Here is a 24,878-nt window from a genome sequence, read left to right as displayed (position 1 = left end):
GCCGTGTCCGGCGGAGAGGAGGTGAGTCCATGGAATCCCAGCTCATCGTGTGGGAGACGCCCGAGTTCGAGGAGATCCCCGTCGCGGCCGAGGTGACCGCCTACGTCGCCCGGCTGGAGGACTAGAGGGTGCGGGTCGGCGCGCCGGAACGGTTCCGGCGGCCCCCCGGACGGCTCGGGACACCGACATGCGGCCGGGCCCTCGACGGACCCGGTCAGGGGACGAATGGAGGGCCGGCGTGCTGGTGCGGGTGCTGGGCTCGGCAGCGGGAGGCGGGTCCCCGCAATGGAACTGCGGGTGCGCGGTGTGCGCCGCGGTCCGCTCCGGGGCCGGCCCCGCGCGCACGCAGTCCTCGGTCGCCGTCAGCGTCGACCGCCGCCGGTGGTTCCTCCTCAACGCCTCCCCCGACCTGCGCGCCCAGTTCGAGGCCTTCCCGGCCCTGCACCCGCGGGGCGACCGGACGACGCCGCTGGAGGCGGTGCTGCTCACCGACGCCGAACTGGACCACACGCTGGGCCTGCTGCTGTTGCGCGAGGCCCGCGCCCTGCGGGTGTACGCCACGCCGGCGGCGCACAAGACGCTGTGCGACGGCTCGGGAATCCTCAGCACGCTGCGGCACTACTGCACGGTCGAGTGGCGGGCGGTGGTGCCCGGCACCGACCTGGCCCTGGCGGACGGGCTGACCTGCCGGGCGTTCGACGTGCCCACCGCCAAGCGCGCCCGGTTCGCGGCCGACCAGGACCACGGCCGCGTCGTGGGCTACCGGCTCACCGACGAGGACGGCGGGGGCACACTGGTCTACCTGCCGGCGGTGCAGTCGCTGACGCCGGCGCTGCGCACGGAGCTCGAGGACTGCGGATGCCTGCTGTTCGACGGCACCTGCTGGCACGACGACGAGCTCGTACGGCTCGGCCTGACCGGCCGCACGGCCCGGGAGATGGGCCACCTGCCGATCGACGGCCCGGACGGCAGCCTGGCGCAGCTCCCGTCGCTGCGCGCGGGACGGACGGTCCTCGTCCACGTCAACAACACCAACCCCGTTCTCCTGGAGGACGCGCCCGAGCGGCGAGCGCTGCGGGAGAACGGCGTCGAAGTGGCCACGGACGGCCTCGAGATCCAGGTGTAGGGCCGTGACGACGACACCCACGAGGACGACCGGGCGCAGCGGCGTCGACGACTTCGTCGAGGCGTTGCGGGCCCACTCGCGCCGCTACCACGACCAGCACCCGTTCCACGTCCGGATGAACGTCGGCGCGCTGAGCCGGCACCAGGTCCGCGGCTGGGTGGCCAACCGCTTCTACTACCAGGAGAACATCCCCCGCAAGGACGCCGCGATCCTCGCCAACTGCCCCGACCTGGAGTTCCGCCGCCGCTGGATCCGGCGGATCACCGACCACGACGGCACCGCCGCCGGCGAGGGCGGCATCGAGGCGTGGCTGCGCCTCGGCGAGGCCGCCGGGCTGACCCGCGAGGAGGTCCGCGACCACCGGCACCTGGTGCCCGGAGTGCGGTTCGCCGTCGACGCCTACGTGGACTTCGCCCGGACCCGCCCCTGGGTGGAGGCGGTGGCGTCCTCGCTCACGGAGCTGTTCGCACCCGACCTGATGGCCGCACGCCTGGCCGCCTTCGAGCGCTGGTACCCGTGGATCGACCCCGCGGGCCTCGCCTACTTCCGGACCCGCCTGGAACAGGCGCCGCGGGACTGCGAGCACGCCCTCCAGGTCGTGACCTCGCACTGCCTCTCCGACGGGTCCCGGGCACGCGCCGTCGCCGCGCTGTCCTTCAAGTGCGACGTCCTGTGGAGCCTGATGGACGCCATCGACCGCGCCTACCCGGAGTGACCGCCATGGACCCGACCCCGACCGCAGCGACCCGCACCAGGACCAGGACGGGACCCGGCGTCGAGGTGTGCGGCCCGGACCGGCCCCGGCTGGCACGGCACGTCCGGCTCGGCTTCTGCCGGACCAGGCAACGCCACGTCCTGCTGCACCCCGAGACCGTGGTGGTCCTGAACGGCACCGGCGCGGCGATCCTCGAACTGTGCGACGGGCGGCACACCGTGACCGGGATCGTGACCGAACTGGGCGCCCGCTACCGGACCGTCCCCGAGGACGAGGTACGGCGGTTCCTGACCCGGCTCGTCGCCCGGCGCTGGATGGAGCTCACCGATGGATAGCCCGTTCGGGCTGCTCGCCGAACTCACCTACCGCTGCCCGCTGGCCTGCCCGTACTGCTCCAACCCCCTGGAGATGGCCCGCTACCGGGACGAGCTGACCACGGACGAGTGGCGGCGGGTCCTGGCCGAGGCCGGCGAGCTGGGAGTCCTGCAGTGCCACCTGTCCGGCGGTGAACCACTGCTGCGGCGCGACCTGGTGGAGATCACGGCGGCCGCCCACGACCTGGGGCTGTACACCAACCTCGTGACCAGCGCGCTGGGCCTGTCCCGTCCGAGGGCCGAGCGGCTGCGGGCCGCCGGGCTCGACCACGTGCAGGTCAGCGTCCAGGCCGCCGAGGCGGCCGCCTCCGACCGGATCGCCGGCACTCCGTCCTTCCGGCGCAAGATCGAGGCGATGCACCTGGTCAAGGAACTGGGCTGGCCCCTCACCGTGAACGTGGTGCTGCACCGGCACAACATCGACCGTGTCGCCGACGTGCTCGGCCTGGCCGAGGAGGTGGGCGCCGACCGGCTGGAGCTGGCCAACACCCAGTACTACGGCTGGGCCTGGCGGAACCGTGCCGCGCTGCTGCCGAGCCGGGCACAGCTGGAGGCGGCCGAGGCCGTCGTACGGGCCGCCCGTGAACGCTTGCGGGACCGCATGGACGTCGTCTACGTCATCTCCGACTACTACAGCCGCTACCCGAAACCCTGTATGGGCGGGTGGGCGTCCCGGCAGCTGACCGTGACGCCCAACGGCGACGTCCTGCCCTGCCCGGCGGCGCAGTCCCTGCCGCTGCCGCGGGCCGGCGTGCGGGAGCACCCACTGGCGTGGATCTGGGCCGAGTCGCCGGTGATGAACGCGTTCCGGGGGACGGACTGGATGCCGGAGCCCTGCCGGAGCTGCTTCCGCCGGGAGGTGGACTTCGGCGGCTGCCGTTGCCAGGCGTTCCTGCTCACCGGCGACGCGGCCCGCACCGACCCGGTCTGCCACCTGTCGCCCGACCACCACCTGGTGGCCGAGGCGGTCGAGGCCGCCGGCACCGGCTCGCGGACCGGCCCCCCGCGCCTGGTCCCCCGCCCGCACCGCGTTGCCGGTGGGGTGTGACCGGGCGCGAAAGCTGTCGTCTGGGCACGACATCCGTCACCAGTCCTACACTTCGGCCATGCCGATCCAGCCCCGGTCCGCAAGCTCCACCGAGGAGCAGTTGTCGATCATCGACGCCTTGATCGCTCTGCCGTTCCCCGAACAGGAAGGCCAGTCGAAGACGCAACACGGATGGGGCGGCCCGGGCTATCACATCGCTGTTCTCCGGAAGAGCCGGGACTTCTGGAACGCTCCTGGTCCGGAGGTGTTCACGGCGGCCGAGGAGGAGCTGGAGGCAGACCTCACCGCACTGGCAACGGTGCTGGCCGCGCGTTGGGGCAGTCCGACCGTGGTCGATCTGTGGCCCTATCTCGGGCTCGACAACCCGGACTGCTCAGGCATCGAGCCGCCCGAGCCCATGGGCTCCCTGAGCATGCTTGCCGGGAGCATGCGGATGTGGCAGGTTCCGTCTATTGGTCGTCGGCTCGGGCTCACCATTGGCCAAGTCGATCGAGAGCTGCCCCTCGAACTGCTCGCTGCCGTCGGCGAGGCCTCCACGCTTCCGATGTGAGCCGCGGGACTGCCTGCCCCATCTTGTCCGCGTCTTCGCTTGTGACGGACAGAACGGAAACCGGCGGCAGGTGGCGATCTCCGGGCCCAGACCCTTTGGAGACCGGCGAGGCCCCTTGTCCACGTCTGCCCCGCCGCCGCAGCGTGGACTGACCGTAGGCCCAGCCTTCACAGCCCACAGCCTTCCGGCAGATCGCCCCACGGGGCGACCCGAGCGGGCTCGCCAGCACCGTCTGGCGTCCGCGCGGACGGCCCGGCCCGGCTTGATGCCTTCTGCGCAGAGAATCGACTGTCGCAACAGGCCCAGCCCGCCCAACCGCCATGAGACCGAACGCCGCGACCCGTTGACGAACCGGCTCCCTGTGGAAAGGCACATCACCCACCAGCCGCGTCCACCACCTGGCCGGGCCGAACGACTAGCCACCGAGCCACAGCGGCAGCGCCACCGCGGCGATGATCAGGGTGACCCCGCTCAGCAGGTCCGGGCGGAGGCGGATCAGACGTGCCGCGGCCCGCCCGAGGCGCAGCCCGAGCAGCGACATCACCGCCGTCACGATTCCGAAGACGGCGGCCGAGAACCACGGAGAGAGCCCGAGGAGACCCAGACTCGCCCCGGCGAACAGGTTGTCCAGGCTCAGCGTCAACGGGATGCCGAACAACGCCCACGGGTGGTCCAACTCCTGGGGCTCGGGGTTCCGCAGGGCCGAGACGACGAGGTAGAGACCGTACCCGCCGAGAGCGGCCGCGCCCACCAGGTCGGCGACGTCCCCGACGGAATCCCCGATCCGGCGACCGATCAACAGCCCGACCAGGGGCATGACCGCGTCCCACAACCCGAAGGTGAGCGCGACCTGCACGGCGCGCCTCAGGCTGAACGGGACGGTGCCGAGCGCGATCGACACCCGGAAATTGTCGAGGCTGAGCACGAAGCCCAGCACCAGTACTTCCCAGATCATGGCGATGTCGCTGCCCGTCGACGACCGACGGCGGCGGAGCCGGTACGCCCCGTGGACCGGCCGTCAGGTGAGGGACGATGGCCCGTGCCCCGGACGGGCCCGGGAACGCGGCCGCGAAGCGGTGTCCGGGGCGTTTCCCACACTACTCGCCGGGGCCCGGGTGCCGCTTCCGCCGGCCGGGGAGCGGCTCAGGGCCGGCGGGCGGCCCAGACCGTGCGTTCGGTGCGGACCCGCAGGTCGGTGCGGCGCGCGAGGCCGCCGGGGGCGTCGGCGTCGAGCAGGCGGTCCAGGGCGGCCAGGTCGTCCGGCGTCAGGGCGTCGGCGACGGCGGCGCGCATCCGGCGCAGGGTGCTGAGGGCGTAGCGGGTGACGGTCTCGGTGGGCGGCGGCGCGATGTCCACGGCCAGGGTGCGTTCGGCTTCGACGGTGAATCCGGCCCTGGTCAGCTCGGCCCCCCAGTCCGCGCCGCGGTGCGGGAGGTGCACGGCGTGCCGGCGGTCGAGCGCGGCGTGGCAGCGCTCCTCGAGGCCCGGCGCGTCGTCGGGGGCGTCCTCGGGCAGGAAGCGCGGGAACCCGGCCAGTTCGACGGCGGCGAGGAGGCCGCCCGGGGCCAGGAGGTCGTGGACCCGGCGCAGGGTCCTGCCGGGGTCGGCCATGTGGTGCAGGGAGGCCGAGGCCCACACGAGTTCCGGGGTGCCGAGGTCGGGCCAGGCCGTCGCGTCGAGGTCGGCGTGGACGAGGCGTACGCGGTCGGTCACTCCGGCCGCGGCTGCCTTGGCCTGCAGGCGCTGCAGGTGCGGGGCGGAGGAGTCGACGGCCGTCACCCGGGCGTCGGGGAAGCGCCGGAGCAGGGCGAGGGTTCCGGCTCCGGTGCCGCAGCCGAGGTCCACGACACGGCGGGGGCCGTTCCCGACCGGCAGCCAGGCCGTGATGGACGCGGTGTGCTCGGCGAGCACGTCCGCGTCCAGGTCGAGGATCTCCGCCTGGCCTTCCGTGTCGTGTTCGTGGTCCTGGCCGTGCTCGTGGACGTCGACGTCTGCGTGGACGTGGGGCGCGCCGTGGTGCGCTGCCTGAGGGCGGGGGGCGTTCATGGCGGCCACGCTAACCGGGCGGTAGGCCCGCGGCCCGGTGGCTTCCGGAAAGCGCAAGACGATGGCCGGCCGGGCTGCGGCACGCGCAAACCGTCACGGTGATGACGCCTTCCCGGCGTCCTCGCCGCGCTGGTGCCCGCGCCGGGCGTCGCGGTCGAAGATGCCGAGGATCTCGCACGGTCCGCCCTCGGCCCCGATGGCGTGCGGCAGCATCGTGGGGAACTCCGCCGCCTGGTTGGTCTCGACCCGCAGCCGCCGGTCGCCCAGCAGCAGGACCGCGGTGCCGGACAGGACGACGAGCCATTCCCGGCCGGGGTGGGCGCGCATGCGCGACGGCTGGTCGGGCGGCGGGCTCGTCATGCGCTGCCGTACGACGGTCATGCCGGGTTCCGCCTTGATCGGCCAGCGCAGCTGCCCGCGCGCCCTGTCGGCCGTCGGGTGGGAGATGACGTCGTCCGAAGCGGTCTCGACCAGCTGGTCGAGGGAGGTGTCCAGGGCGCGGGCGAGGATGACGAGCTGGTCGAGGGCGAGCCGGCGCTGCCCGTTCTCGATCCGGGACAGCGTGGACTGGCTGACGTTGGCGCGGGCGGCCAGTTCCTCCAGGGACCAGCCCTGGGCGACGCGCAGGGCGCGGATGCGTTGCCTCACCAGGCCGTCCAGATCACCATCGCCTTGCGTCATGGGCAAGATTCTATGCGCTCACGGCAAGACCGCCCGTTCCGTGACCGCGCCGCCGGGACGCGGCAACCGCGAGGAGCACGGCTGCCGCGTCGGCGCCGACGGTGGTCGACGACCGGTCGCGCGTCGGCTACTGGGACGCGCCCTTCTGGATCTCCCAGAAGCGGAAGACGGTGGAGGGGTCGAGGGTCCACTCCAGGCCGTTGATGTTGTCCTTGGAGACCACGTACTGCTTGCCCTGCCAGAGCGGGATCATCGGAACGTCGTCCGCCACCGCGGACTGCAGGTCCTCGAAGTCGGCGGTGGTGTCGCCGCGGCCGGCCTCGGCGGCGGTGCGCGGGATCAGCTGCCCGGTGATCTTCTTGTTGACGTAGTTGTTGGACAGCACGTTGCCGTCACCGAAGAACGGGGCGGTGAAGTTGTCCGGGTCCGGGTAGTCCGGCACCCAGCCGCGCACGTACGCCGCGTACTTGCCCGCCTCGATGTCCTTGGCGTACTGGTCGGCGTCGGTGGTCTTGACGTCCACGTCGAACAGCCCGCTGTCGTTGAGCTGCTTGGCGATCGCCTTCAGCTCCGCCACCGTGCCCGGCCCGAAACGCACCGGCGTCGCCCACAGCGTGAACTTCACCTTCGAGGTGATCCCCGCCTGCGACAGCGCGGACTGCGCGCCCGCCACGTCGCCGCCCTCGCCGTACCGGTCGAAGAAGGCCGTGTTGTGACCGGTGATGCCCTGCGGCACGATCGAGTACAACGGCGTCGCCGTACGCTGGTACACGTCCCGGATGAACGCCTTGCGGTCGATCACGTACGCCACCGCCCGGCGCACCGCCTTGTTGCCCACCACCGGGTCCTTGACGTTGAACACCAGGTGCTGGACCTCGGCACCGGTGCCCTCCACCACCTGGATCCCGGTGTCGCCGGCTATCGAACTGCGCTGCAGCGACGCGATGTCGGCCGAGTCCAGACCACGGTAGGCCAGGTCCACCGACCCGTCCTCGACCGCCGTCTTCAACGCCGGCTCGTCACCGAAGAACTTCATCGTCATACCGGAGTTACGGATCTCCGCCGACCCCTGGTAGCCCTCGTTGACGGTGAACACCGCCTTGTCGCCGGCCTCGTAGGAGTCCAGCTTGTACGGGCCCGAGCCCGTCGCCCCGCCGTCGGTGCGCAGCTTGTCCGCCGGGTACTGCGTGTGGTCCACGATCGACCCCGCACCCGAGGCGATCTTCATCGGGAACGTCGCGTCGGAGTACTTCAGGTGGAACACCACCCGCTCCGGCGACGGGGTGTCGATCGTCTTGATCGAGTCCAGCAGCACCGCGGGACCGTTCTCGTCGTTGATCTTGACCGTCCGCTCGAAGGAGAACTTCACGTCCTGCGACGTCAGCGCCTCACCGTTGCTGAACTTCAGGCCCTTGCGCAGCGTGCAGTCGAAGGTCTTGCTGCCCTCGTCGGTGAACTTGCAGCTCTCCGCCGCCTCCGGCTCGGGCGTGGTCGCGCCCTTGGGGAAACTCAGCAGCGATTGGAAGACGTTGCTGAAGACGATCCAGGAGCCGACGTCGTAGCCGGACGCCGGATCGACCGCGGTCACCTTGTCCGTGATGCCCATCGTGAGGGACTTCCCGGCGGCTCCCCCGTCGGCCCCTCCCGTGCCGCAGCCGGCGACCACGGCCGCCGTCACGGTCACGGAGAGCGGGAGCGCCAGTCGCTGGACTCGATTCCTCACAAGACTTCCTCACTACTTTGCGGTAACCTGTGCTGGCTCACGCGCATACAGTTACTATTTTCCGATTCGCGTCAGACGGTCGCTCATCCTGCCAGGCGTCACCCGGGGGCGGGAAACCGGGGTGACCAGCCGGAACGGCGGCATGGGATGACATATGCAGATCAGGCCGTGCATCGCCGCACCGGCGCTCACGCCCAAAACATCGAACCTAGCCGCCGCTTGGTGAACGCCGGATTGCCGCACGGTGGAGAAGCCCTCGCGCCCGGCGGAACTACCGGGGGGTCGCGGCCGCCGCGTGTCCCTGTCGGCCGGCTCCGGCCCGCTCCGGCCCGCTCCCGTGTGGACGGCGCCGGGGGGAAAGCGAAAGGCGGTCCGTACCCGCGATGGGTACGGACCGCCTGACGTACTGCTCCTCGTGTCCCGCCCTCAGGGTCGCCGGGCGGGTCGGACCGTCATCGCCGCAGTGCCTTGAGCGCCTGGCGGACCAGTGTCGCGCGATCGGCCGCCGAGGTGACGTGCTCGAGGCCGAAGCCCAGCAGCACGGTGTCGTCGGTGACGACCGCCCCCTGCGTCAGCGGGCCGGTGCGCGTCCAGTCCCGCTGGGCGGGCGGGCTGCCCGCGGGCGGTCCGGAGACGGCCCAGGGGCCGAGGGAGGTCTCGAAGCCCTCGGTCTCGGTGACCGCGCCCCCGATGACCAGCGAGGCCTCGTCGGCCTGGACGCCCTGACCGCCGGAGCCCGGGTCGGTGACGTAGCTGAGCGAGACCTCGATCCTCTTGCCCGCGTAGGCGCTCAGGTCGAAGTTCACCTGCTGCCAGCCCCTGGAGGAGCCCGTGAAGCTGTTCCAGACGCCCGAGGTGCCGGTCGCCCCGCAGCCGCTCGCGCCCGGGGTCAGGTAGTGCGTCAGCCACGGGTGCTCGGCGATGTAGAACCCGGCCTCGCACTCGGCGGGCACGGCCGTACCGGTGGCACCGCCCGCCTCGGGGAGGGTGGTCCAGTCGTCGGCGCCGACGGTGTGGACCTCCAGGATCGCGTTGTCGTAGCCGGGCTCGGTGTCCCACAGGAACCGCGAGCGCAGGGTCGGCGCATCGGCCGCGGTCACACCGCTGAGGTCGATCGTCCGGGTGAGCCGGTTGTAGGCGTCGTCGGTGTGGACGGCGGCCGCCATGAAGGAGCCCGCGTAGGGCGCGTCCGAGGCGACGGACCCGGTGTAGCGGCCGGCTCCCTTGCTGCCGAACTGCGGGAACGTGGCGGGCGCGAGCCAGTCGGAGGTCACCCGGTACGTTCCGGCCGTGTCCAGCGGGTTGCCGGTGGCGGCACCGAGCGGACCGCCGGCTCCGGCCAGCGCACCCGCGCCGGCGAAGCCCGTGGCGCCGTTGGTCGACGTGCGCGAGTACGCGCCGAGGTAGTACTGCGCGAAGTCGTTCGACGGGGTGCCGTCGGCCAGGGCCACGTTGCCGCCGGTCCGTTCGCCCGCCTCGATCAGCTTGCCGCCCTCGTTGAGGTAGGCGCGCAGCTCGAGCTGGGTGGGGTTGCCCGGCAGCGCCGCGCCCGTGTAGTGCACGACGGTACCGAAGTGGCCCAGGACCCCGAGCGCGTCGGGCACGCCCTGCGTGGCGACGTCCCAGACGGCCGCGCGGTGGCCGTTCGCCTTCAGCGCGTCGACGTACGCCTTGGTCTGCGTGGCGGCCGCGCCCTCCTCGGCGACGACGAGGGTGTCCGCCCAGGGGCGGTCGGCGACGGTGTACGTGAAGTGCTCGCTGGAGACCTTCTTGCCGCTCTTGGTCCGGCCGGTGAACCACACCTCGACCTTGTCGCCGACGTCCCCGTCGCGGACCGTGGCACGGTACTCGTCGAAGTAGAGGTTGTCCTCGCCGCCGTAGGTCTCGCCGCCCCGCCAGGAGCGCAGCGACTCGTCCTTCGTGCGGCCGCCGTTGACGCGGTAGTTGAGTTCCCTGTCACGCAGCGACTTGCGGGCGACGACCGAGACCTGCTGGTCGTCACCGCGCGAGTAGGAGGTGGTGAAGGAACCCGGGGTGAAGTCGGCGGCGTCCAGGCCCACGGAGGAGGAGGGCACGTCGGGGTGGGCCGCCGTCTCGGCGACCGAGAGCGCGAACGGGACGTTCTTCTCGAACTCGTCCTCGATCAGCTTCTCGTCGTCCGGGAAGTTGAAGCCCGACTGGCAGTCGGAGGCCACCCACTGGTCGTCGGGGTCGATGTCCGACGCGGTCTGGCAGGTCGACATCTCGGGCGTGAACATCGCCAGGCCGTTGACGTTGGACGCGTGGCCGTCCGCCTCGCCGTTGGTGGTGTACAGCTCGGAGGAGACCTGCGGGTGGTAGCCGGGGATCGCGGAGTTGTCCGGCGTGCCGGCGAGCGCCTTGTACAGGACGTCGTCGGGGGTGTCCGTGGCCACCTGCCAGCCCACCCCGTACAGGAGCAGTTCGGCGGCGGAGTGGTAGTTGATGCCGTAGGTGAAGTCGATGCGCTTCTGGAACGCGTCCAGGGCCCGCGTCTCCGGCTCGGAGTTCGGGCTCGCGCCGCGGTAGGTCTCGCTGGCCGGATTGGGCGAGGAGCCCTCGTTGTCGTAGCCCCACTTGTAGGCGAAGTTGCGGTTGAGGTCGACGCCGTCGCCCGCGGTGATGACGCCGTCGCCGTTGTTGTCCCGCAGGTTCTTGCGCCAGAGGCGGTTGTCCTCGCTCTGGAAGGTGTAGTCGTAGCCGTCCGGGTTCGCGGATATCAGGAACCAGAGCTCGGTGGAGTCCACGAGCTTCTTGATCCGCTTGTCGGTCCGGTAGTTGTCCAGGTAGTGGTGCATGAGCCGGCGGGTCATCTCCGGCGTGATCCACTCACGCGCGTGCTGGTTGGACATGTACAGCACGGAGGGCTTGGAGCCGTCCTTCGTCCTGGCGGCGTCCTTGGTGAGCTTGAGGGCGAGGATGTCCTGCCCCCGTACCGTCTTCCCGATCGAGACGACCTTGGTCAGACCGGGGTTGGCGCGCTGGGTGGCGAGGATCTCCTCCTTGATGCCGCCCTTGCCGCTGTACGGGCGGAACACCTTGTCGGCGGCGCCCTGCACGCGCGCCTCGGCCCTCGCTCCGAGCGTGCGCTCGGTGAGCCGTACGCCTTCCTTCTCCAGTTCCTTCGCCTGCTTGCCGGTGAGGTAGACCTCGACCGTGGCCGTGCCCTGCGCCGGCGGCCGCTCGCTCAACTCGTGCGCGTCCTGGCCGGCCTGGAGCAGCAGCGGGATCTGACCTCGGGTCACTTCTGCGCGGTACACCTTGACGGTGTCCGCCTCGGTGGCGGCCGTGCCCGAGTCGCGGGCCTGTGCCATGGGCGCCACCGTCGCACCGCACAGGATGAGGGCACCGACAGCAGCGATCGTTAAGGATCTGGTTCTCACGAGCATCCCTTCACGTCGTTCCAGGACAGAGGCGCCATCCCATAAGAAGTCGGGGCGCCAGTCAAGATGCGGGGAAAGACGTGTCCGGGGAGGCGGGTGCGCCGCAGGGCGGTCATTTCCCGTCCGGTGGCGGTGAATTCGGCCGCCATTGCTCGAAAGCCGGGTCGCGGACTGTGGGGAATTGCGGGATCGCCGTGAACGCGCTTTGTGATAGGCCGCGTCTACTTCGCGGTAGCCTGCTATCGACGGGAATACCTCATTCCGCGTTCGCGGGTCGGCCGGTGCTCAGCTTTCCCGGTCCGGAAGGCCCTTTGGCGGCGTGGGGTCCCAGGGCAGCGATGCGGAAACGGTCAAATGGCTGCGGATGACCGCGATCACGGTGTCGGCGGTGCGGTCGAGGTGGCTGCGGCCGTCGGGCAGCCGGGCGGTCCGGCTGATGTAGCTCTGCGGGCCGACGTGCGTGGCCGGATCCAGACGGTGCGTGGTGATCTTGCCCGCGCGGCGGGCGCGGTTCCAGCCGCTGAGCCGGAGCAGTGGCCAGCGTTGCGGGAAGATCCAGCCGCCGAGCCGTTCGATGCGGTCGCCGGCGCTGGTCAGCCGGTGCAGGTGCGCGGCGTGGGTGAGGTCGTTGGCGCCGTTGTGGAAGCCGCCGAGGGTGATCAGCAGCAGGGGGGCCGGCAGTTGGGCGTGCAGTTCGTCGACGGCGCCGGTGGCGACCTGGGCGCCGCCGCTGTAGCTCAGCAGCACCACAGGGGTGCCGCTGCCGGGACGGTAGCCGGCGAACCGGAGCTGGGTGGCGATCTGGCGGCCGACGGCCCGGTTGTACAGGTGCCGGTAGTGGCGGTCGGCGGCGACGAAGATCTGCATGACGTTGTGCAGGAACAGCAGCAGTCCGATGCGGCGGCGCAGCCGTGCCCACACCGGCCGTTCGGCCAGGGGGTCGGCGAGGGGCGAGTACGGCTGGACCTGGCCGAGCACTCGCAGTTCCGGGGCCCTGGCCAGGAGGGCCGTGACGAGTTGACCGCCGTCGCGGGTGTCGCGGACCCGGCGTTTGCCGATGCCGTCCAGGTAGACGAGGTAGGCGGCCGGGGGGTCACCCGGACCGGCGCCGCGGGCGTAGGGGACGCCCTCCGGGAGTTCGGTGACGGGGGCACGCCAGCGGGCACCGTAGGCCAGCACCTCGTACCGGGCCAGCAGCGCTTCGGCGATCAGGGCCGGCCCGACCGCGAACGCCCAGAGCAGGTAGCCGTTCACGCGATCGCCTCCGGCGGCTCGGTCGCGCCCAGCCGCACGACCAGGCGCCGTACGGCCTCGACCGCGAGACCCAGTCCGGCTCCCGCGACGGCCACGCAGCTGGCCGCCTCCCACCAGCCGGCGCCGGTGGCCGTGGCGAGCGGGCCGGCCAGACCGGCCCCGACCCCGGCGAAGAGCAGGAAGTGGAGGAAGGGTCCGAGCCAGGGGAAGGCGAGGACGCCGGCGAAGACCAGCGGGGCCGCCAGGTCCGCGGTCCACACCGGCGCGGCGCCCACGGGCGGGCGGGACAGCACCAGTTCGGCCAGTGTCGCCGCGGTCGGCGGCCACAGCGCGAACACGGCGCTCTCGACCAGGCCCCCGCCCAGCAGCGATCCCGCCACGAGCGTGCGCGGCATGCCGGGACGCCGCACGGCCAGCGGCACGATGCGCCCGGCGGCCTCGGACACCCCGGCGAGCGTCAGCAGTGTGATGACCAGGGGTGTCACGGCTCAGCTCCGCCCCACGCCGGCGGCGGCTGCGGGCGCCCGGCCGGTGGACCGGGACGCACCCAGGTACTCCTCGAGCGCGTCGGCGGCACCCCGGTATCCGCCGGCTTCGCGCTGGGCGGCCCGCAGGGTGGCCGTGGCCGCCCGGAATCCGGGCCCCTGGAGCAGCCGTGCGGCGCGGCCGCGTACGGCGTCCTCGGTGATGTCCCGGCCGGTGAGCGCGAGTCCGGCGCCGAGTTCCTCGACGCGGCCGGCCACCATGGGCTGGTCGGCGCCCTGGGGGACGACCAGCATCGGCACACCGGCGTACAGGGCCTCGTTGACGCTGTTCATGCCCCCGTGGGTGACGAACAGTGCGGCGCGCTGCAGCACTTCGGGCTGCGGGACGAACGGGCGGACGAGCACGTTGGGCGGCAGCGGGCCCAGTGCGGCGGGGTCGGTGCGTCCCGAGGAGACGACGACCGTGCCGGCCAGGGGGGCCAGGGCGCCGGCGAGGGTACGCAGCAGTCGTGGGTCGGAGGTGAACACCGTGCCCAGCGAGGCGTACACCACGGGGTCGCGCAACTCGGCCACGGGGAAGGAGGGGTCGCGGGGGCGCGCGCCGATGCTGGGGCCCACGAAGCGGTAGGTGTCGTCGAAGTGCCCGGCCCTGGGCTGGAACGCCCGGGAGGTGTAGACGAGGTTGAGCGGCTGCCGGATGTTGCCCAGGTCGGTCAGGGGCAGTCCGCGTGCGTCGTAGCGCCGGCACAGCTCCCGGCGCGACCGCAGGTAGCCGTGCAGACTGCGGGGACTGGCCGCGGCGGCGGCCAGCAGCTCCCGGGAAACGCGGGTGGGGCTCGGCACGAGGTGGTTGAACGCGAAGGTCGTGAACGAGGAGGCGGCCGGCACGCCCAGTTCGCGGGCGGCGATCGCGCCCCACGGGCAGGCGTTGTCGTGGACGACGAGGTCCGGCCGGATGCGCCGCAGGTCCGTGAGCACGGAGGGCAGCAGGGCCACGGCGCTGTGGGCGAGCCCCTCCAGCAGCGCGACCGGAGTCGGCGGATCGGGGAGGGGCCGCTCGCCGCCGGCGTACGGGTACACCTCGGCCCCCGCGGCCTCGATCTCCTCCTGGAAGGCGGCCGAGGTGTGGTAGGTGACGCGGTGTCCGCGCCGGACGAGTTCGGCGACCACCGGGAGGGTCGGGTTGACCCGCCCGTGCATGGCGATGTTGAGGAAGGCGACGGTGCTCACGGGAGGTCCTCCGGTGCGATGGGTGCCGCCCCGGCCGGGCAGGACGGGCCGGCCGGGAGCGGCAGGGGTGCGTCGGCCCGGTACAGGCCCGGTCCGGTGACGCGCAACGCGTCGAGGAAGTCCCCCGCCGTACGGTGCGCGGTGCTGATCAGCCGCTGCGCGTGGCCGAAGTCCCAGGGCGCGGGCCAGGTGTCGATGCCGGTCGGCAGCACGACGGTCGGGACGTGCCGGGACACCTCACGCAGATCGCGTTCGATCTGGTGCCGCATCAGGAGCACGCCGGCCCTGGAGGCGACCGCGCCGGCACCGCGGCGCCGGACGGCCCGGTCCACCGGTGCGCCCTCGGGCCCGGTCGACAGCGCCACGACACTGGCGGCCCCGGCCTGGAGGGCCGCCAGCACCGGGAGGTAGGCGATCACGCCGCCGTCGACCAGCGTCCTGTCCTCGCGGTCGACCGGGGGCAGGATCCCGGGGACGGCCGCGCTGGCGAGCAGGGCGGACTCCAGGTCGCCGTGGTCGAGGAGCGCGGCGGCCCCGGTGTCGAGGTCCATGGCGACCGCCGTGAAGGGGACGGGGAGGTCCTCGATCCGGGACGGCAGCCCCGACCCGGCGATCAGCCGGCGCAGGCCGCGGTCGGCGAAGACGCTGGCCCGTGAGGGCGGGTAGCCGAGGGGGTACACCTCGCGGCGGCGCAGGCCGGTCCAGACGCGCTCCAGCCAGGCCGCCGACCCGTCGGGGTGGGCGGCCGCGATCGCGCCCAGCAGGGCCCCCACCGAGGTGCCGACGATCATGTCGGGGACGAATCCGCGCTCTTCCAGCGCGTAGCCCAGGCCGACGTGTGCCGCCCCGAGCACGCCGCCGGCGCCGACCACCGCGGCCACGGGCCGGGGAAGGGCGCCCAGGGTCTCCGGCGCCGGAGGCCGGGGCCGGCCGACACAGCCGTCGGCCGCGGTGGGCACGGTGGGCACGGTGGGCGCGCGCCCGCCTGGCCCGGCGCCGCTCGCCGGCCGGCCGCCACGGGCCTCCGTGCGGGGCGAGGGGACCGGTGTCCGCCCACGGATGATCCTCATGATCCACCTTCCTTGAGCTCAGCGGCACCGCATCGGACCAGTGCCGCGGCTCGACCTCCCACCCCCTCCATCTCATGACAGAAACGATAGTATCATCCGATACCATCACGTGTGAGAATTCCTTGCGGAAACACAGCGAAAAGCCGCGTGGCGGACACGCCACGCGGCTGAAGACCCTCCCTGCGGTCCGGCTACACCTCGTCACCCGCGGAGTGGGCGAAGCGCGTCAGAAGGCGCGTCAGCAGTTCGGCCTCACCGGGACCCAGGTCGGCGACCAGACGCTCGGCCAGCGGCGCCGCCGCCTCGTGGGCCGCATCGAACAGCTGCAGGCCCGCCGGGGTGATCTCCACCGCGCGCACCCGACGGTCCCCCGGGACGCCCTTGCGGACCGCGAGCCCCTTGCGCTCCAGGTCGTCCACGACCCGCATGATCCCCGCCTTGTCGGACCCCGTCGCCGCGGCCAGGTCCCGCTGCACCGTGGGCCCGCGGCCGACCAGGACGAGCAGCACCGCGAAGTGCCGCATCTCGATGCCGAGCGGCCTGAGCGCCTCCACCATCACGGCACCGGCGCGCCAGTGCGCCCGGCGCAGCAGCAGGCCCAGGGCGAACGGCGAGGTGTCGCCGGGACGGTCGGTGGCACGCGGGGCACCGGCCTCACGAGGGGTGTCGGCAGTCATGGACGCACATTACCAGCTATCCACACATTCAATACCGTATCGAGTGATACCACACACCGGCCGGGCACCGCCGCCCCGTTCCGGGCGCCCGCTCCGGGTGCCCGCTCCTCCGCCGGGAGCGGCGCGTACGCTCGGTGCGGTCGGACCAGCGATCAGGAGGTGGGCGGTGCGGCGGGCGTATCTGCTGTGGACGGTTGCGGCGGCCGGACTGGCCGTGGACCAGATCACGAAGGCGATCGCCGCCGTGGTCGTCGAGGGCCACGAGCCCAGGTACGCCCTGGGCGGTGCGGTGACCTTCACCGCGTTCCGCAACTCCGGGGCGGCCGGCTCCTTCGCACCCCGCGCGACCCTGCTCTTCACCCTGGTGGCGATCGTGGCGCTGGCGGCCATCACGCGGGTCGCCGGTTCCGTGCGTTCCACGGGCTGGGCGGCCGGCCTCGGGCTGATCTTCGCGGGCGCCGGCGGCAACCTCGCCGACCGCCTCTTCCGCACCCCCGGGTTCGGCAGGGGCGCCGTGCTGGACTTCATCCAGGTCGGCGATTCCGGGATCTTCAACCTCGCCGACCAGTGCGTCACGGCGGGTGCCGTGATCGTGCTCATCCAGACCTTCCGCGGCGTCCCGTTGCGTGCCGCCGCCGCGAGCGGCGCGGGAGCGAGCGGCACCGCCGGAACCGGGGCGCTGGAGCGGTAACCGCACCGCAGGACGCGGCACACGCGCAGGGCCTGCGGCCGCGGCGCGGGCTCACGCCGCCGGCTCGACGTCCTCGCCGGACGCAGCCGCCTCCTCGTCGGCCGGCAGCCACGACTCGGCCCACGTCGAGATCTCCCGGACGACCTCCTCCAGGGCGCGGCCCTTGGCGGTGAGGTGGTACTCGATGGTCACCGGGGTGGTCGGCAGGACGTGGCGTTCCACCACGCCCTCCTGCTCGAAACGCTTGAGGCGGTCCGACAGCAGCTTGTCGGTGATGTCGGGGATGGCGTCGCTGATCTGGCGGAAGTGCGTCGCGCCACGGAGCAGCTCACGCAGGATCACCCCCGCCCACCGGCGTCCGATCATCTCGACGGCCAGGTGGTAGCGAGGGCAGAAGTCGGGCTCGTAACCGCTCATACCAGCCAGCTTACCAATGGATAGCGACTTGCCCACAGGGGGTCGACCCTGTTAGCTTTCACCCGGCCAGCCACTTTCGAATGGATAGCCCCTATCCCTGGGGTGGCCGTACCCTCCGCCGGACAAGGAAGCACCAGAGATGACCACACCGTTCGAGCCCATCACCGTCGGTGAGACCCAGGTCCCCCACCGGATCTTCATGTCGCCCATGACCCGCAACCGCGCGACCGCCGAGGGCGGACTCGCCACCGAGGCCATGGTCGACTACTACACGCAGCGGGCCGGGGCGGCCGCGCTGATCATCACCGAGGGCACCCAGCCCAGCCGGGTCGGCCAGGGCTACAACGCGACCCCGGGCCTGCACAGCGACGAGCAGGTGGCCGCGTGGCGCACCGTGACCGACGCCGTCCACGCGGCGGGCGGCCGCATCTTCGCCCAGATCATGCACTCCGGCCGGATCGGCCACCGGGACCTGACCGGCCTGGTCCCCGTGGCGCCGTCCGCCGTGCGGGCGCCCGGCGTCACGTACACCGCCGAGGGGCCGAAGGAGCACGACGTCCCGCGCGAACTGACCGAGGAGGAGATCCTCGGGACGATCGCCGACCACGCCTCGGCGGCGCGCAACGCCATCGCCGCCGGCTTCGACGGCGTGGAGCTCCACTCCGCCTCCGGCTACCTGCTCCACCAGTTCCTCTCCGACAGCGTCAACCTCCGCACCGACCGCTGGGGCGGCAGCACCGAGAACCGCATCCGCTTCGTCGTGGAGACCGTCAGGGCCGTGGCCGAGGCCGTCGGCGCGGAGCGCGTCGGACTGCGCATCTCCCCCGGCATCACGGACCAGGGCATCGTCGAGAACGACCCCGTCGAGCTGTACACCACCCTGCTCACCGCCCTGGCGGACCTCCCGCTCGCCTACGTCCACACCCGTGAGCAGGCCGGACGCGACCTGACGCGCAAGATCCGTGCCGCCTGGCCCGGCACGCTCGTCCTCAACCCCCAGTACGACGACGAGCGCCCGCCCCACGAGGCGGTGGCCGACGTCTTCGCCGAGGGCGTCGCCGACGCCGTCACCCTCGGCCGGGCCTTCCTCGCCAACCCCGACCTCGTCAGCCGCATCAAGGCCCAGGGGCCCTACAACACCGCGGACCCGGCGAGCTTCTACGGCGGCGACGAGCGGGGGTACACCGACTACCCGGCCCTCGTCTGACCCCGCCCGCGCGCCGCCCCGGCGGCGGCGCGCCACGGGCGGACGCGCCGGGCGCCTCCCCTCCCGGGGACGCGCCCGGCGCTCTGGTAGGACTCGTCCCACGGCGCGGGCGGGGCACCGGGTCCATCGCCGTCCGGACGTTCGGAGGCCACGAGCTTGCCCCAGTTCCCAGCCACCCGTGCCGGCCGCTTCCTGCGGGACGCCCTGCGGCCTGGCGGCGGTCCCGGTTACCGGTACGCCGCCGGTCTGCGCGCGGCGTCGAGCATGGGCATCCCCCTGACCGCCGGTGCCGCAACGGGCCACCTGGCGTGGGGACTGACCGCCACCATGGGTGCCTTCAGCGCCGTCTACGGTGCCAAGGAGCCCTACGGCAGGCGGGCGGTGCTGCTGGCCGGGGTGGGGGCGGGCTTCGTGCTCTCCGTCGCCGCCGGGTCGCTGGCCGGGGGCAAGGCCTGGCTCGCGCCGGTCGTCATCGGCCTCGTCGGCGCGGTCGCCACGTACGTCTGCGACGCGCTGCGGATCGGGCCGCCCGGCGGCTACCTGTTCGCCCTCGCCTGTGCGATGTCGACCCCGCTGCCCGCCGACGCCGCGCTGACCGGGCAGCGCGTCGCTCTCACCGCGGCCGGCGCGGCCTGCGCCTGGCTGGTCTCGATGTCGGGGTTCCTGATCGACCGGGACGGGCCGGAGACCAGGGCCGTCGCGGACGCCTACGAACAACTCGCCGCCTACCTCGACGCGATCGGCGGACCCCGTCAGGACGCCGCCCAGCACCAGGCCGCCATCGCGCTGCGCACCGCCTGGTACGCCGTCGCGGCCCCGCCCCAGCCCCTCCGGGCCGGCGGCCGGGCACGGCTGCGGCCCGCCGTACGCCAGGCCCACCACGTGTTCGCCGCCGCCGTCCGGGCCGCCGCGGGCCCGCGCGAGCCGCTCCCGCGCGAACTGGCCGCGGCGCTGCGCCGCACCGCCGGCTGCCTCCGCGGGCGCCGTACGGCCGCCCCGCTCCCGGCACCCGTGCCGGGAACGGAGCCCGGACCCGGAACGGAGGCCGGGCCCGGAACGGAACCCGCCGCGCGGCGCGCCGTACGCGGCGAGGTCGAACGGGCGGTGCGCGACGCCGTGTCGGGGGCGCCGCCGGCCGACACGGGGGAACTCCTCGAACCGTCCAGCGCCACACGGCTGCTGGCCTCCGCCAGGAAACGGCACTCGCTGGTCCTGCCCGCAGCGCTGCGCGTCGGATCGGGCGCCGTCGTCGCCGGCTGGCTCGCCCACCTGAGCGGCCTCGCGCAGCCGTACTGGGCCTCCGGCGCCGCCATCGTCGTGCTGCAGGGCGCCAACGTCACCACCGTGCTCCGGCGCGGCCTGCAACGCGGCGCCGGCACCGCCGCGGGCGTCCTGCTCGGCGGGGCCGTCCTGGCGTTCCACCCCGGCGCGGCGGCGCTGGTGGCGGCCGTGATGCTCGCCCAGTTCGCCGCGGAAGCCGTCCTTGCCCACAACTACGCCCTCGGCGTCGCCTTCATCACTCCGCTGTCGCTGTTCCTGACCGAGGCAGCGCAGCCGGCGCTGCCCGTGGAACACCTCGTCACCGCCCGCCTCCTCGACACGGTGTGCGGTTGCGCCGTCGGCGTGGCGGCGGGTCTCACGCTGTGGCGGCGCACCTCGACCGTCCGGCTCGCCGGCACCCTCGCCCACGTCATCCGCGCGGAAGGCGCGGCCTGGCACCTGATCCTCACCGCCGACGACGACGACGCCGGGCACACCGCCGCCGCGACGGCCCGGCACCGCCTGCGCACCGACCTGATCAACCTCCGCACCGTCGCCGACAGCGCCGCGGGCGACCGCCCCGCGCCCTGCGAACTCGCCCGGCTCTGGCCCGCCATCGCCGCCACCCAGCAACTCGGCTACCTGGCCATCTCCACCACCCGTCCGCTCCCCCCGCGGGCACGGCCCGGACCGGGCGACGCCGCGCGGGTCGGGCACGCCTTCGACACGCTCGCCGATGCCGCGGCGACGGGTGACCCTCCCCCACCCCTCGGCCTTCACGGCCCGACGACGCCGGCCCGTCTGGAGGCCGCTCTGGACGCTCTCCACAGCGCCCTGAGCACCCCTCACCCCGAGGAATGTCGCTGCCGCCCACTACGGCGCGGCCGGCGCTGAGCCCGCCCGGGGGCGTCGGGCGCGCGGCCGCGGACGGGAGTCCTTCAGCACCCGGCACGCCGCGAGGTGCCCCGACGCGGCGTTGTTCCCGGCACCGGGCCACGTCGCGGCACCGGTCAGGTACAGGCCGGGGACCGCGGTGCGATAGCCGCCGTGCCCGGGCATCGGCCGGAACAGGAAGTTCTGGGACAGGTGGTGGCTGCCACCGGTGCTGTCCCCGCCCACCAGGTTGGGATCGGCCACCTCCAGGTCCCGCGGCGTGTACGCGGTGACGCCGGCGATCCGGGCCCGGCAGCCGGGTGCGTACCGCTCCAGCTTGGCCAGCACCCGGTCGGTCATCGCCTCGGCGACCTCGGGCCACCCGGTCTGCCGGATCGTGCCCGCCGCGTCACCGCGGATGCGGACGGGCATCGTACGGACCTGGATCCACACGACGTGGCGGCCGGCGGGGGCCCGCGTGGGGTCGACCGCGGAGGTCTGACCGACGATCAGCAGCGGGTCCGCGGGCAGCAGCCCCGCCTGCGACTCGGTGTAGGTGCGCGCGAGGTCGTCGACGTACGGCGCCACATGGACGTACCCGAAGCCGGACAGTTCCTCGCCCGCCGCCCACGGCAGGGGGCCGTCGAGCGCGAGGTGCAGCATCAGCGTGCCCGGGCCGTACAGGAAGCGGTCCGCCTGACGGCGCACGCGCGCGGGCACCTGCTCCGGTTCCAGCAGGTGCCGGTACAGCACGCCGGGAGCGGTGTTGGCGACCACCGCGCGCCGCGCGGTCACCGTGGCGCCGTCCGCCGTACGCACGCCGACGGCCCGCCCGTCACGGCACAGCACGCGCGTGACCTCGACACCGGTGCGCACCTCGCCGCCGTGGTCGGCGAGCACGGCCGCGAGCGCCTCCGGCAGCCGCCCCGCGCCGCCCTCGACGACGGACATGCCGTTCTCCATGTCCGCGAACAGTTCCAGGAAGGGGAACATCGCCCCGCCGGAGACGTCCGGCGCGAAGTCCAGGTGCATGCCCCAGCAGGCCGCCATCGCCTGCGCCTCGCGCGTGGCGAACCAGACCTCGCCCAGTTCGCGGGTGCTCATGAGCAGCGTGTGCGCCAGGTCCGCCGCGCCGCGCACACCGTGGCGGCGCAGCAGGCCCAGCACCTGGCGCGCCGCCGAACGGGACGGCAGCGCCGACCCGTAGAGCGCGAACAGGTGGGGCGCGAACCGCCGGTACTCGCGATAGAGGCCCTCGAAGCCCTCGGCGTCCCGGGCGTCGTGTGCGGCCAGTTCCTGCGTCGTGCGCGCGTGGTCGACGTAGACCCGGACGCTGCGGCCGTCGGGGAACACATTGGCGTACGGCCGGTCCGTGGTGCGGAACCGCAGCCCGTGGCGGGCGAGTTCGGCGCCGAAGTCGGCGTGCGCCCGGGAGCCGAGGAAGAGGTTCTGGTTGGTGGAGTACAGGTCGTGCACGAACCCGGGTAGGGTCACCTCGCCGTCCGCGATGGCTCCTCCGACGCGGGCGTTGCGCTCCAGCACGGCCACCGACCACCCCCCGCGCGCCAGGTACAGGGCCGCCACCAGTCCGTTGTGGCCGCCGCCGACGACGACCGCGTCGTAGGAGTCGCCGGCCGTCACCGCGCGGCCCTCCCCGCTCCGTCGGTCCTCCTGCTTCCGCATGGGTTCATCCCTGCCCTCCGTTCGCCGGTGGGGTGACCGCGGAACCGTCCGGGCGGACGATCAGCAGGGCCGTGTCGTCGGTTCCGGGGGAGGTCCGCAGGGCGTGTTCGAGGAGACCGTCCGCGACGGCGTCCACGCCCCGGTCGGCCGTGTCGACCAGGTGCCGCACCAGGTCGCGCGCGGCGGACTCGGCGTCGACGCCGGGCGATTCGACGAGGCCGTCGGTGTACAGCGCCAGCAGCGTGCCCGGGGGCAGCGGGATCTCCTCGGTGGGGTAGTCGCCGTCCGGCGCGATGCCCAGCAGCAGGCCCGGCGTCATGCCGAGGATGCCCGCGCGGCCGTCGGGGTGGCGGATCAGGGGCGGCGGGTGGCCGGCGGTGGCGAGCCGGCCGACGTGCCGCTCCAGGTCGATGTGGGCGAAAAGACAACTCGTGAACAGGCCGGTGTCCAGGTCGGAGAGCAGGCGGTTGGTCCGGGCCAGCACGTCGCCCGGTGAGGAGTGGGCGGTGGCGTGGGCGTGGACGGCGATGCGGACCTGTCCCATGAGGGCCGCGGCCTGCAGGTTGTGGCCCTGGACGTCGCCGATGGTGACGGCCGCGCAGCGGGGGCCGCAGCGTATGAGGTCGTAGAAGTCGCCGCCGATCTCGCTCCCGTGGCCGGCCGGCAGGTAGCGGGCGGCTACGTCGAGGCCCGGTATCCGCGGCAGTTCCTTGGGCAGCAGGCCGGTCTGCAGGGTGCGGGCGAGCTGGTGCTTGGTGTCGTAGAGGTGGGCGCGGTCCAGGGCCTGCGCGATCAGCCCGGCCAGGGCGATGAGGACGTTGCGCTCGGCCTGGGGGAAGGGGCGGGACCGGTCGTAGGACAGGACGAGCAGTCCGACCGGCCGTCCCGAGGTGATCAGCGGCAGGAAGGCCCACGCGTCCCTGTTGCGGAAGCGCAGGGCCAGCGGGTAGGCGCGGTGCAGGTCGGCGTAGCTGGGGAAGAACAGCGGGGTGCCGCGGGTGAGGGCCTGGGCGGTCACGATGGAGGAGGTCAGGGGCGCACCGTCGACCTGGGCCATGAACTCGTCGCTGTAGCCGCGGTGCCCGACGACGCGCAGCCGCCCGCCCTCGGCGGTGAGCACGACCAGTCCCTGGGCCTCGAACGCCGGGACCAGCTGGTCGGCGACCTGGTCGACCACGTCCTGCACGCCGACCGCCTCGGTGAGCGTCGCGGCCAGGTACATCAGCTGGTACATGGCCGAGGCGCCGACCGATCCGCGGGCGCCGGGAGGGACGGCCGGGCCGGCGGCGGGCGGCGCGGGCTCCCCCTCCGCCGGGGTGACGGTGACGCTGATCCCGGAGGGCCCCGGGTCGAGGCGGAAGGACAGCCACTGGTCAGGGGGGCGCAGGGCGGTGAAGGCGGTGGTCTGCTTGCTGATGACGGCGGCGCGGTACGCGTCCTCGAACGCCGGGCCGTCCATCCACAGCAGGCGCTCCCACGGCGGTGATCCCATCAGGTCCGCGGCGCCGACGCCGAGCAGGTCCTCGGCCGCTGCGTTGAGGAACCTGACCCGGCCCTCCAGGTCCAGGGAGCAGCATCCGGTCGGCAGCCGCTCGGCGAAGTCGTACGCCGCGAGGGCTTCGGCCCGGCCCGGCGTGCGGCGGCGCACCGACCGCAGGGTGAGGACGTCCGGGCCGGCGACGACGGGATGCCCCCGGTCCGCGTAGTGCCTCAGGAGCCGCCCCGACCTGCCGCAGAAGATGCCGATCACGTCCCGCTCGAAGGGGCTCAGGACCGGCGGGTGCCAGGCGGGCCACATCAGGCACACCGCGCCCCACGTCACGTTGCCGTCGGTGATCGGCGCCGCCGCCAGCATGATCTCGTAGGGGGCCACCAGCGCGACCCGGGGGAAGCGCTGGGCCAGCTCCCGGGAGTTGCCCACCCACACCAGCGCATGATCCCGTACCGCCTGCGCGACCGGCGCCGCGTCGTCCAGGGACATCCGCGCCCAGGGGGCGGCGATCCGCTGGGACGTACCGGACAGGGCCACCAGTTCCAGCGACCGCTCCCCCGGCGCGAGCACGTAGAGCATGCCCACCGCGGTGTCGGTGTCGCGGACGAGACCCTCGAACAGGCCGGCGAGCCGCCGCAGGCCGCCCGTCATCGGCCTCACGTCATGCCGGGTCACCGCGTTCGCCCCCGTCGCCTGCGTTCCGGGACGACGCGTGGGACGGCCACCGGCGGTACCGTGCGCGCCGAGCCGTCCGTAGGTGCCGCTGAGCCCCGCGGCCACCACACCGCTCTGGTCCCATAAACGGACCATACGCCCCAAGGGGCACTACGGCATCCACAAGGCCGGCTACCGTCCACGACCGTCAGCGAGGGCGA

The 24,878-nt window shown here is 73.1% G+C and carries 22 protein-coding genes; 9 read left to right on the top strand and 13 right to left on the bottom strand.

Annotation, left to right across the window (positions count from 1 at the left end):
• Nucleotides 1-29: 29 nt before the first annotated feature.
• The 6 genes from pqqA to ACZ7MY_RS11675 all read left to right on the top strand — a co-directional run bounded on the left by pqqA (nucleotide 30) and on the right by ACZ7MY_RS11675 (nucleotide 3,813).
• Nucleotides 30-125, top strand: coding sequence for a pyrroloquinoline quinone precursor peptide PqqA (pqqA, locus tag ACZ7MY_RS11700; protein WP_499601189.1), 96 nt, complete (start codon nucleotides 30-32; stop codon nucleotides 123-125).
• A gap of 113 nt (nucleotides 126-238) precedes the next feature.
• Entirely contained in the window at nucleotides 239-1,126 is an 888-nt protein-coding gene (gene pqqB, locus ACZ7MY_RS11695; protein WP_499601188.1) for a pyrroloquinoline quinone biosynthesis protein PqqB, read from the top strand.
• Between the two features lie 4 nt (nucleotides 1,127-1,130).
• Nucleotides 1,131-1,841, top strand: a complete 711-nt coding sequence (gene pqqC / locus ACZ7MY_RS11690) for a pyrroloquinoline-quinone synthase PqqC (protein ID WP_499601187.1) — start codon at nucleotides 1,131-1,133, stop codon at nucleotides 1,839-1,841.
• A 5-nt stretch (nucleotides 1,842-1,846) separates the two neighbouring features.
• Nucleotides 1,847-2,176, top strand: coding sequence for a pyrroloquinoline quinone biosynthesis peptide chaperone PqqD (gene pqqD, locus ACZ7MY_RS11685; RefSeq protein WP_499601186.1), 330 nt, complete (start codon nucleotides 1,847-1,849; stop codon nucleotides 2,174-2,176).
• Nucleotides 2,169-3,263, top strand: coding sequence for a pyrroloquinoline quinone biosynthesis protein PqqE (gene pqqE / locus ACZ7MY_RS11680; RefSeq protein ID WP_499601185.1), 1,095 nt, complete (start codon nucleotides 2,169-2,171; stop codon nucleotides 3,261-3,263). Before pqqD ends, pqqE begins: the two co-directional genes overlap by 8 nt.
• Before the next feature lie 58 nt (nucleotides 3,264-3,321).
• Complete coding sequence (locus ACZ7MY_RS11675; protein ID WP_499601184.1) at nucleotides 3,322-3,813, top strand: hypothetical protein; 492 nt, start codon at nucleotides 3,322-3,324, stop codon at nucleotides 3,811-3,813.
• Nucleotides 3,814-4,228: 415 nt separating this feature from the next.
• Here the strand turns inward: ACZ7MY_RS11675 and ACZ7MY_RS11670 are convergent, their stop codons facing one another.
• From ACZ7MY_RS11670 to ACZ7MY_RS11625, 10 genes are all read right to left on the bottom strand, one after another.
• Complete coding sequence (locus ACZ7MY_RS11670; RefSeq protein WP_499601183.1) at nucleotides 4,229-4,768, bottom strand: manganese efflux pump MntP; 540 nt, start codon at nucleotides 4,766-4,768, stop codon at nucleotides 4,229-4,231.
• A 188-nt stretch (nucleotides 4,769-4,956) separates the two neighbouring features.
• Entirely contained in the window at nucleotides 4,957-5,859 is a 903-nt protein-coding gene (locus ACZ7MY_RS11665; protein ID WP_499601182.1) for a class I SAM-dependent methyltransferase, read from the bottom strand.
• 93 nt (nucleotides 5,860-5,952) lie between these two features.
• Nucleotides 5,953-6,540: a helix-turn-helix domain-containing protein gene (locus tag ACZ7MY_RS11660; protein WP_499601181.1), complete on the bottom strand. Its 588-nt coding sequence runs from the start codon at nucleotides 6,538-6,540 to the stop codon at nucleotides 5,953-5,955.
• 127 nt (nucleotides 6,541-6,667) lie between these two features.
• Nucleotides 6,668-8,263: an ABC transporter substrate-binding protein gene (locus tag ACZ7MY_RS11655; RefSeq protein WP_499601180.1), complete on the bottom strand. Its 1,596-nt coding sequence runs from the start codon at nucleotides 8,261-8,263 to the stop codon at nucleotides 6,668-6,670.
• Nucleotides 8,264-8,715: 452 nt separating this feature from the next.
• The gene (locus ACZ7MY_RS11650; protein ID WP_499601179.1) at nucleotides 8,716-11,670 is read right to left on the bottom strand and encodes a M14 family metallopeptidase; all 2,955 of its coding nucleotides are present in this window, start codon (nucleotides 11,668-11,670) and stop codon (nucleotides 8,716-8,718) included.
• Between the two features lie 279 nt (nucleotides 11,671-11,949).
• Nucleotides 11,950-12,918, bottom strand: a complete 969-nt coding sequence (locus ACZ7MY_RS11645; protein ID WP_499601178.1) for a hypothetical protein — start codon at nucleotides 12,916-12,918, stop codon at nucleotides 11,950-11,952.
• Entirely contained in the window at nucleotides 12,915-13,403 is a 489-nt protein-coding gene (locus ACZ7MY_RS11640) for a hypothetical protein (RefSeq protein ID WP_499601177.1), read from the bottom strand. The genes ACZ7MY_RS11645 and ACZ7MY_RS11640 overlap by 4 nt, the downstream gene beginning before the upstream one ends.
• Nucleotides 13,404-13,406: 3 nt before the next feature.
• Nucleotides 13,407-14,633, bottom strand: a complete 1,227-nt coding sequence (locus ACZ7MY_RS11635) for a macrolide family glycosyltransferase (protein ID WP_499601176.1) — start codon at nucleotides 14,631-14,633, stop codon at nucleotides 13,407-13,409.
• Complete coding sequence (locus tag ACZ7MY_RS11630) at nucleotides 14,630-15,592, bottom strand: patatin-like phospholipase family protein (protein WP_499601175.1); 963 nt, start codon at nucleotides 15,590-15,592, stop codon at nucleotides 14,630-14,632. The genes ACZ7MY_RS11635 and ACZ7MY_RS11630 overlap by 4 nt, the downstream gene beginning before the upstream one ends.
• Before the next feature lie 302 nt (nucleotides 15,593-15,894).
• A complete protein-coding gene (locus ACZ7MY_RS11625; protein WP_499601174.1) occupies nucleotides 15,895-16,380 on the bottom strand; it encodes a MarR family winged helix-turn-helix transcriptional regulator in 486 nt (161 codons plus the stop codon).
• A gap of 166 nt (nucleotides 16,381-16,546) precedes the next feature.
• On the opposite strand from ACZ7MY_RS11625, the gene ACZ7MY_RS11620 reads away from it, so the two are divergent.
• Nucleotides 16,547-17,071, top strand: coding sequence for a signal peptidase II (locus tag ACZ7MY_RS11620; protein ID WP_499601173.1), 525 nt, complete (start codon nucleotides 16,547-16,549; stop codon nucleotides 17,069-17,071).
• Nucleotides 17,072-17,122: 51 nt separating this feature from the next.
• Here the strand turns inward: ACZ7MY_RS11620 and ACZ7MY_RS11615 are convergent, their stop codons facing one another.
• Nucleotides 17,123-17,488 carry a winged helix-turn-helix transcriptional regulator gene (locus ACZ7MY_RS11615; RefSeq protein WP_499601171.1) on the bottom strand — a complete coding sequence of 122 codons (366 nt, stop codon included), beginning with the start codon at nucleotides 17,486-17,488 and terminating at the stop codon, nucleotides 17,123-17,125.
• Between the two features lie 139 nt (nucleotides 17,489-17,627).
• Between ACZ7MY_RS11615 and ACZ7MY_RS11610 the strand changes: the two genes are divergently transcribed.
• The gene (locus ACZ7MY_RS11610) at nucleotides 17,628-18,695 is read left to right on the top strand and encodes an alkene reductase (protein WP_499601169.1); all 1,068 of its coding nucleotides are present in this window, start codon (nucleotides 17,628-17,630) and stop codon (nucleotides 18,693-18,695) included.
• 156 nt (nucleotides 18,696-18,851) lie between these two features.
• Nucleotides 18,852-20,849 (top strand): FUSC family protein, encoded by a 1,998-nt coding sequence (locus ACZ7MY_RS11605; protein WP_499601168.1) that lies wholly within the window; start codon nucleotides 18,852-18,854, stop codon nucleotides 20,847-20,849.
• Here the strand turns inward: ACZ7MY_RS11605 and ACZ7MY_RS11600 are convergent.
• A complete protein-coding gene (locus tag ACZ7MY_RS11600; RefSeq protein WP_499601167.1) occupies nucleotides 20,829-22,511 on the bottom strand; it encodes a phytoene desaturase family protein in 1,683 nt (560 codons plus the stop codon). The genes ACZ7MY_RS11605 and ACZ7MY_RS11600 overlap by 21 nt on opposite strands.
• A 4-nt stretch (nucleotides 22,512-22,515) precedes the next feature.
• Nucleotides 22,516-24,654 carry a SpoIIE family protein phosphatase gene (locus ACZ7MY_RS11595; protein ID WP_499601166.1) on the bottom strand — a complete coding sequence of 713 codons (2,139 nt, stop codon included), beginning with the start codon at nucleotides 24,652-24,654 and terminating at the stop codon, nucleotides 22,516-22,518.
• Nucleotides 24,655-24,878: the final 224 nt, after the last annotated feature.

This window comes from Streptomyces sp. NPDC111520, assembly GCF_055635295.1.
Note: the sequence above shows the minus strand (reverse complement) of the source record. Positions and strands in the feature narration are given on the sequence as shown.

Bases quoted from the DNA above. Each gene is read 5' to 3' on its own strand.
- ACZ7MY_RS11650 (WP_499601179.1), bottom strand. From the start codon at position 11,670: ATGCTCGTGAGAACCAGATCCTTAACGATCGCTGCTGTCGGTGCCCTC.
- pqqD (WP_499601186.1), top strand. From the start codon at position 1,847: ATGGACCCGACCCCGACCGCAGCGACCCGCACCAGGACCAGGACGGGA.
- ACZ7MY_RS11675 (WP_499601184.1), top strand. From the start codon at position 3,322: ATGCCGATCCAGCCCCGGTCCGCAAGCTCCACCGAGGAGCAGTTGTCG.
- ACZ7MY_RS11615 (WP_499601171.1), bottom strand. From the start codon at position 17,488: ATGAGCGGTTACGAGCCCGACTTCTGCCCTCGCTACCACCTGGCCGTC.
- ACZ7MY_RS11670 (WP_499601183.1), bottom strand. From the start codon at position 4,768: ATGATCTGGGAAGTACTGGTGCTGGGCTTCGTGCTCAGCCTCGACAAT.
- pqqE (WP_499601185.1), top strand. From the start codon at position 2,169: ATGGATAGCCCGTTCGGGCTGCTCGCCGAACTCACCTACCGCTGCCCG.
- ACZ7MY_RS11660 (WP_499601181.1), bottom strand. From the start codon at position 6,540: ATGACGCAAGGCGATGGTGATCTGGACGGCCTGGTGAGGCAACGCATC.
- ACZ7MY_RS11665 (WP_499601182.1), bottom strand. From the start codon at position 5,859: ATGAACGCCCCCCGCCCTCAGGCAGCGCACCACGGCGCGCCCCACGTC.
- ACZ7MY_RS11600 (WP_499601167.1), bottom strand. From the start codon at position 22,511: ATGCGGAAGCAGGAGGACCGACGGAGCGGGGAGGGCCGCGCGGTGACG.
- ACZ7MY_RS11625 (WP_499601174.1), bottom strand. From the start codon at position 16,380: ATGACTGCCGACACCCCTCGTGAGGCCGGTGCCCCGCGTGCCACCGAC.
- ACZ7MY_RS11595 (WP_499601166.1), bottom strand. From the start codon at position 24,654: ATGACGGGCGGCCTGCGGCGGCTCGCCGGCCTGTTCGAGGGTCTCGTC.
- pqqA (WP_499601189.1), top strand. From the start codon at position 30: ATGGAATCCCAGCTCATCGTGTGGGAGACGCCCGAGTTCGAGGAGATC.
- ACZ7MY_RS11610 (WP_499601169.1), top strand. From the start codon at position 17,628: ATGACCACACCGTTCGAGCCCATCACCGTCGGTGAGACCCAGGTCCCC.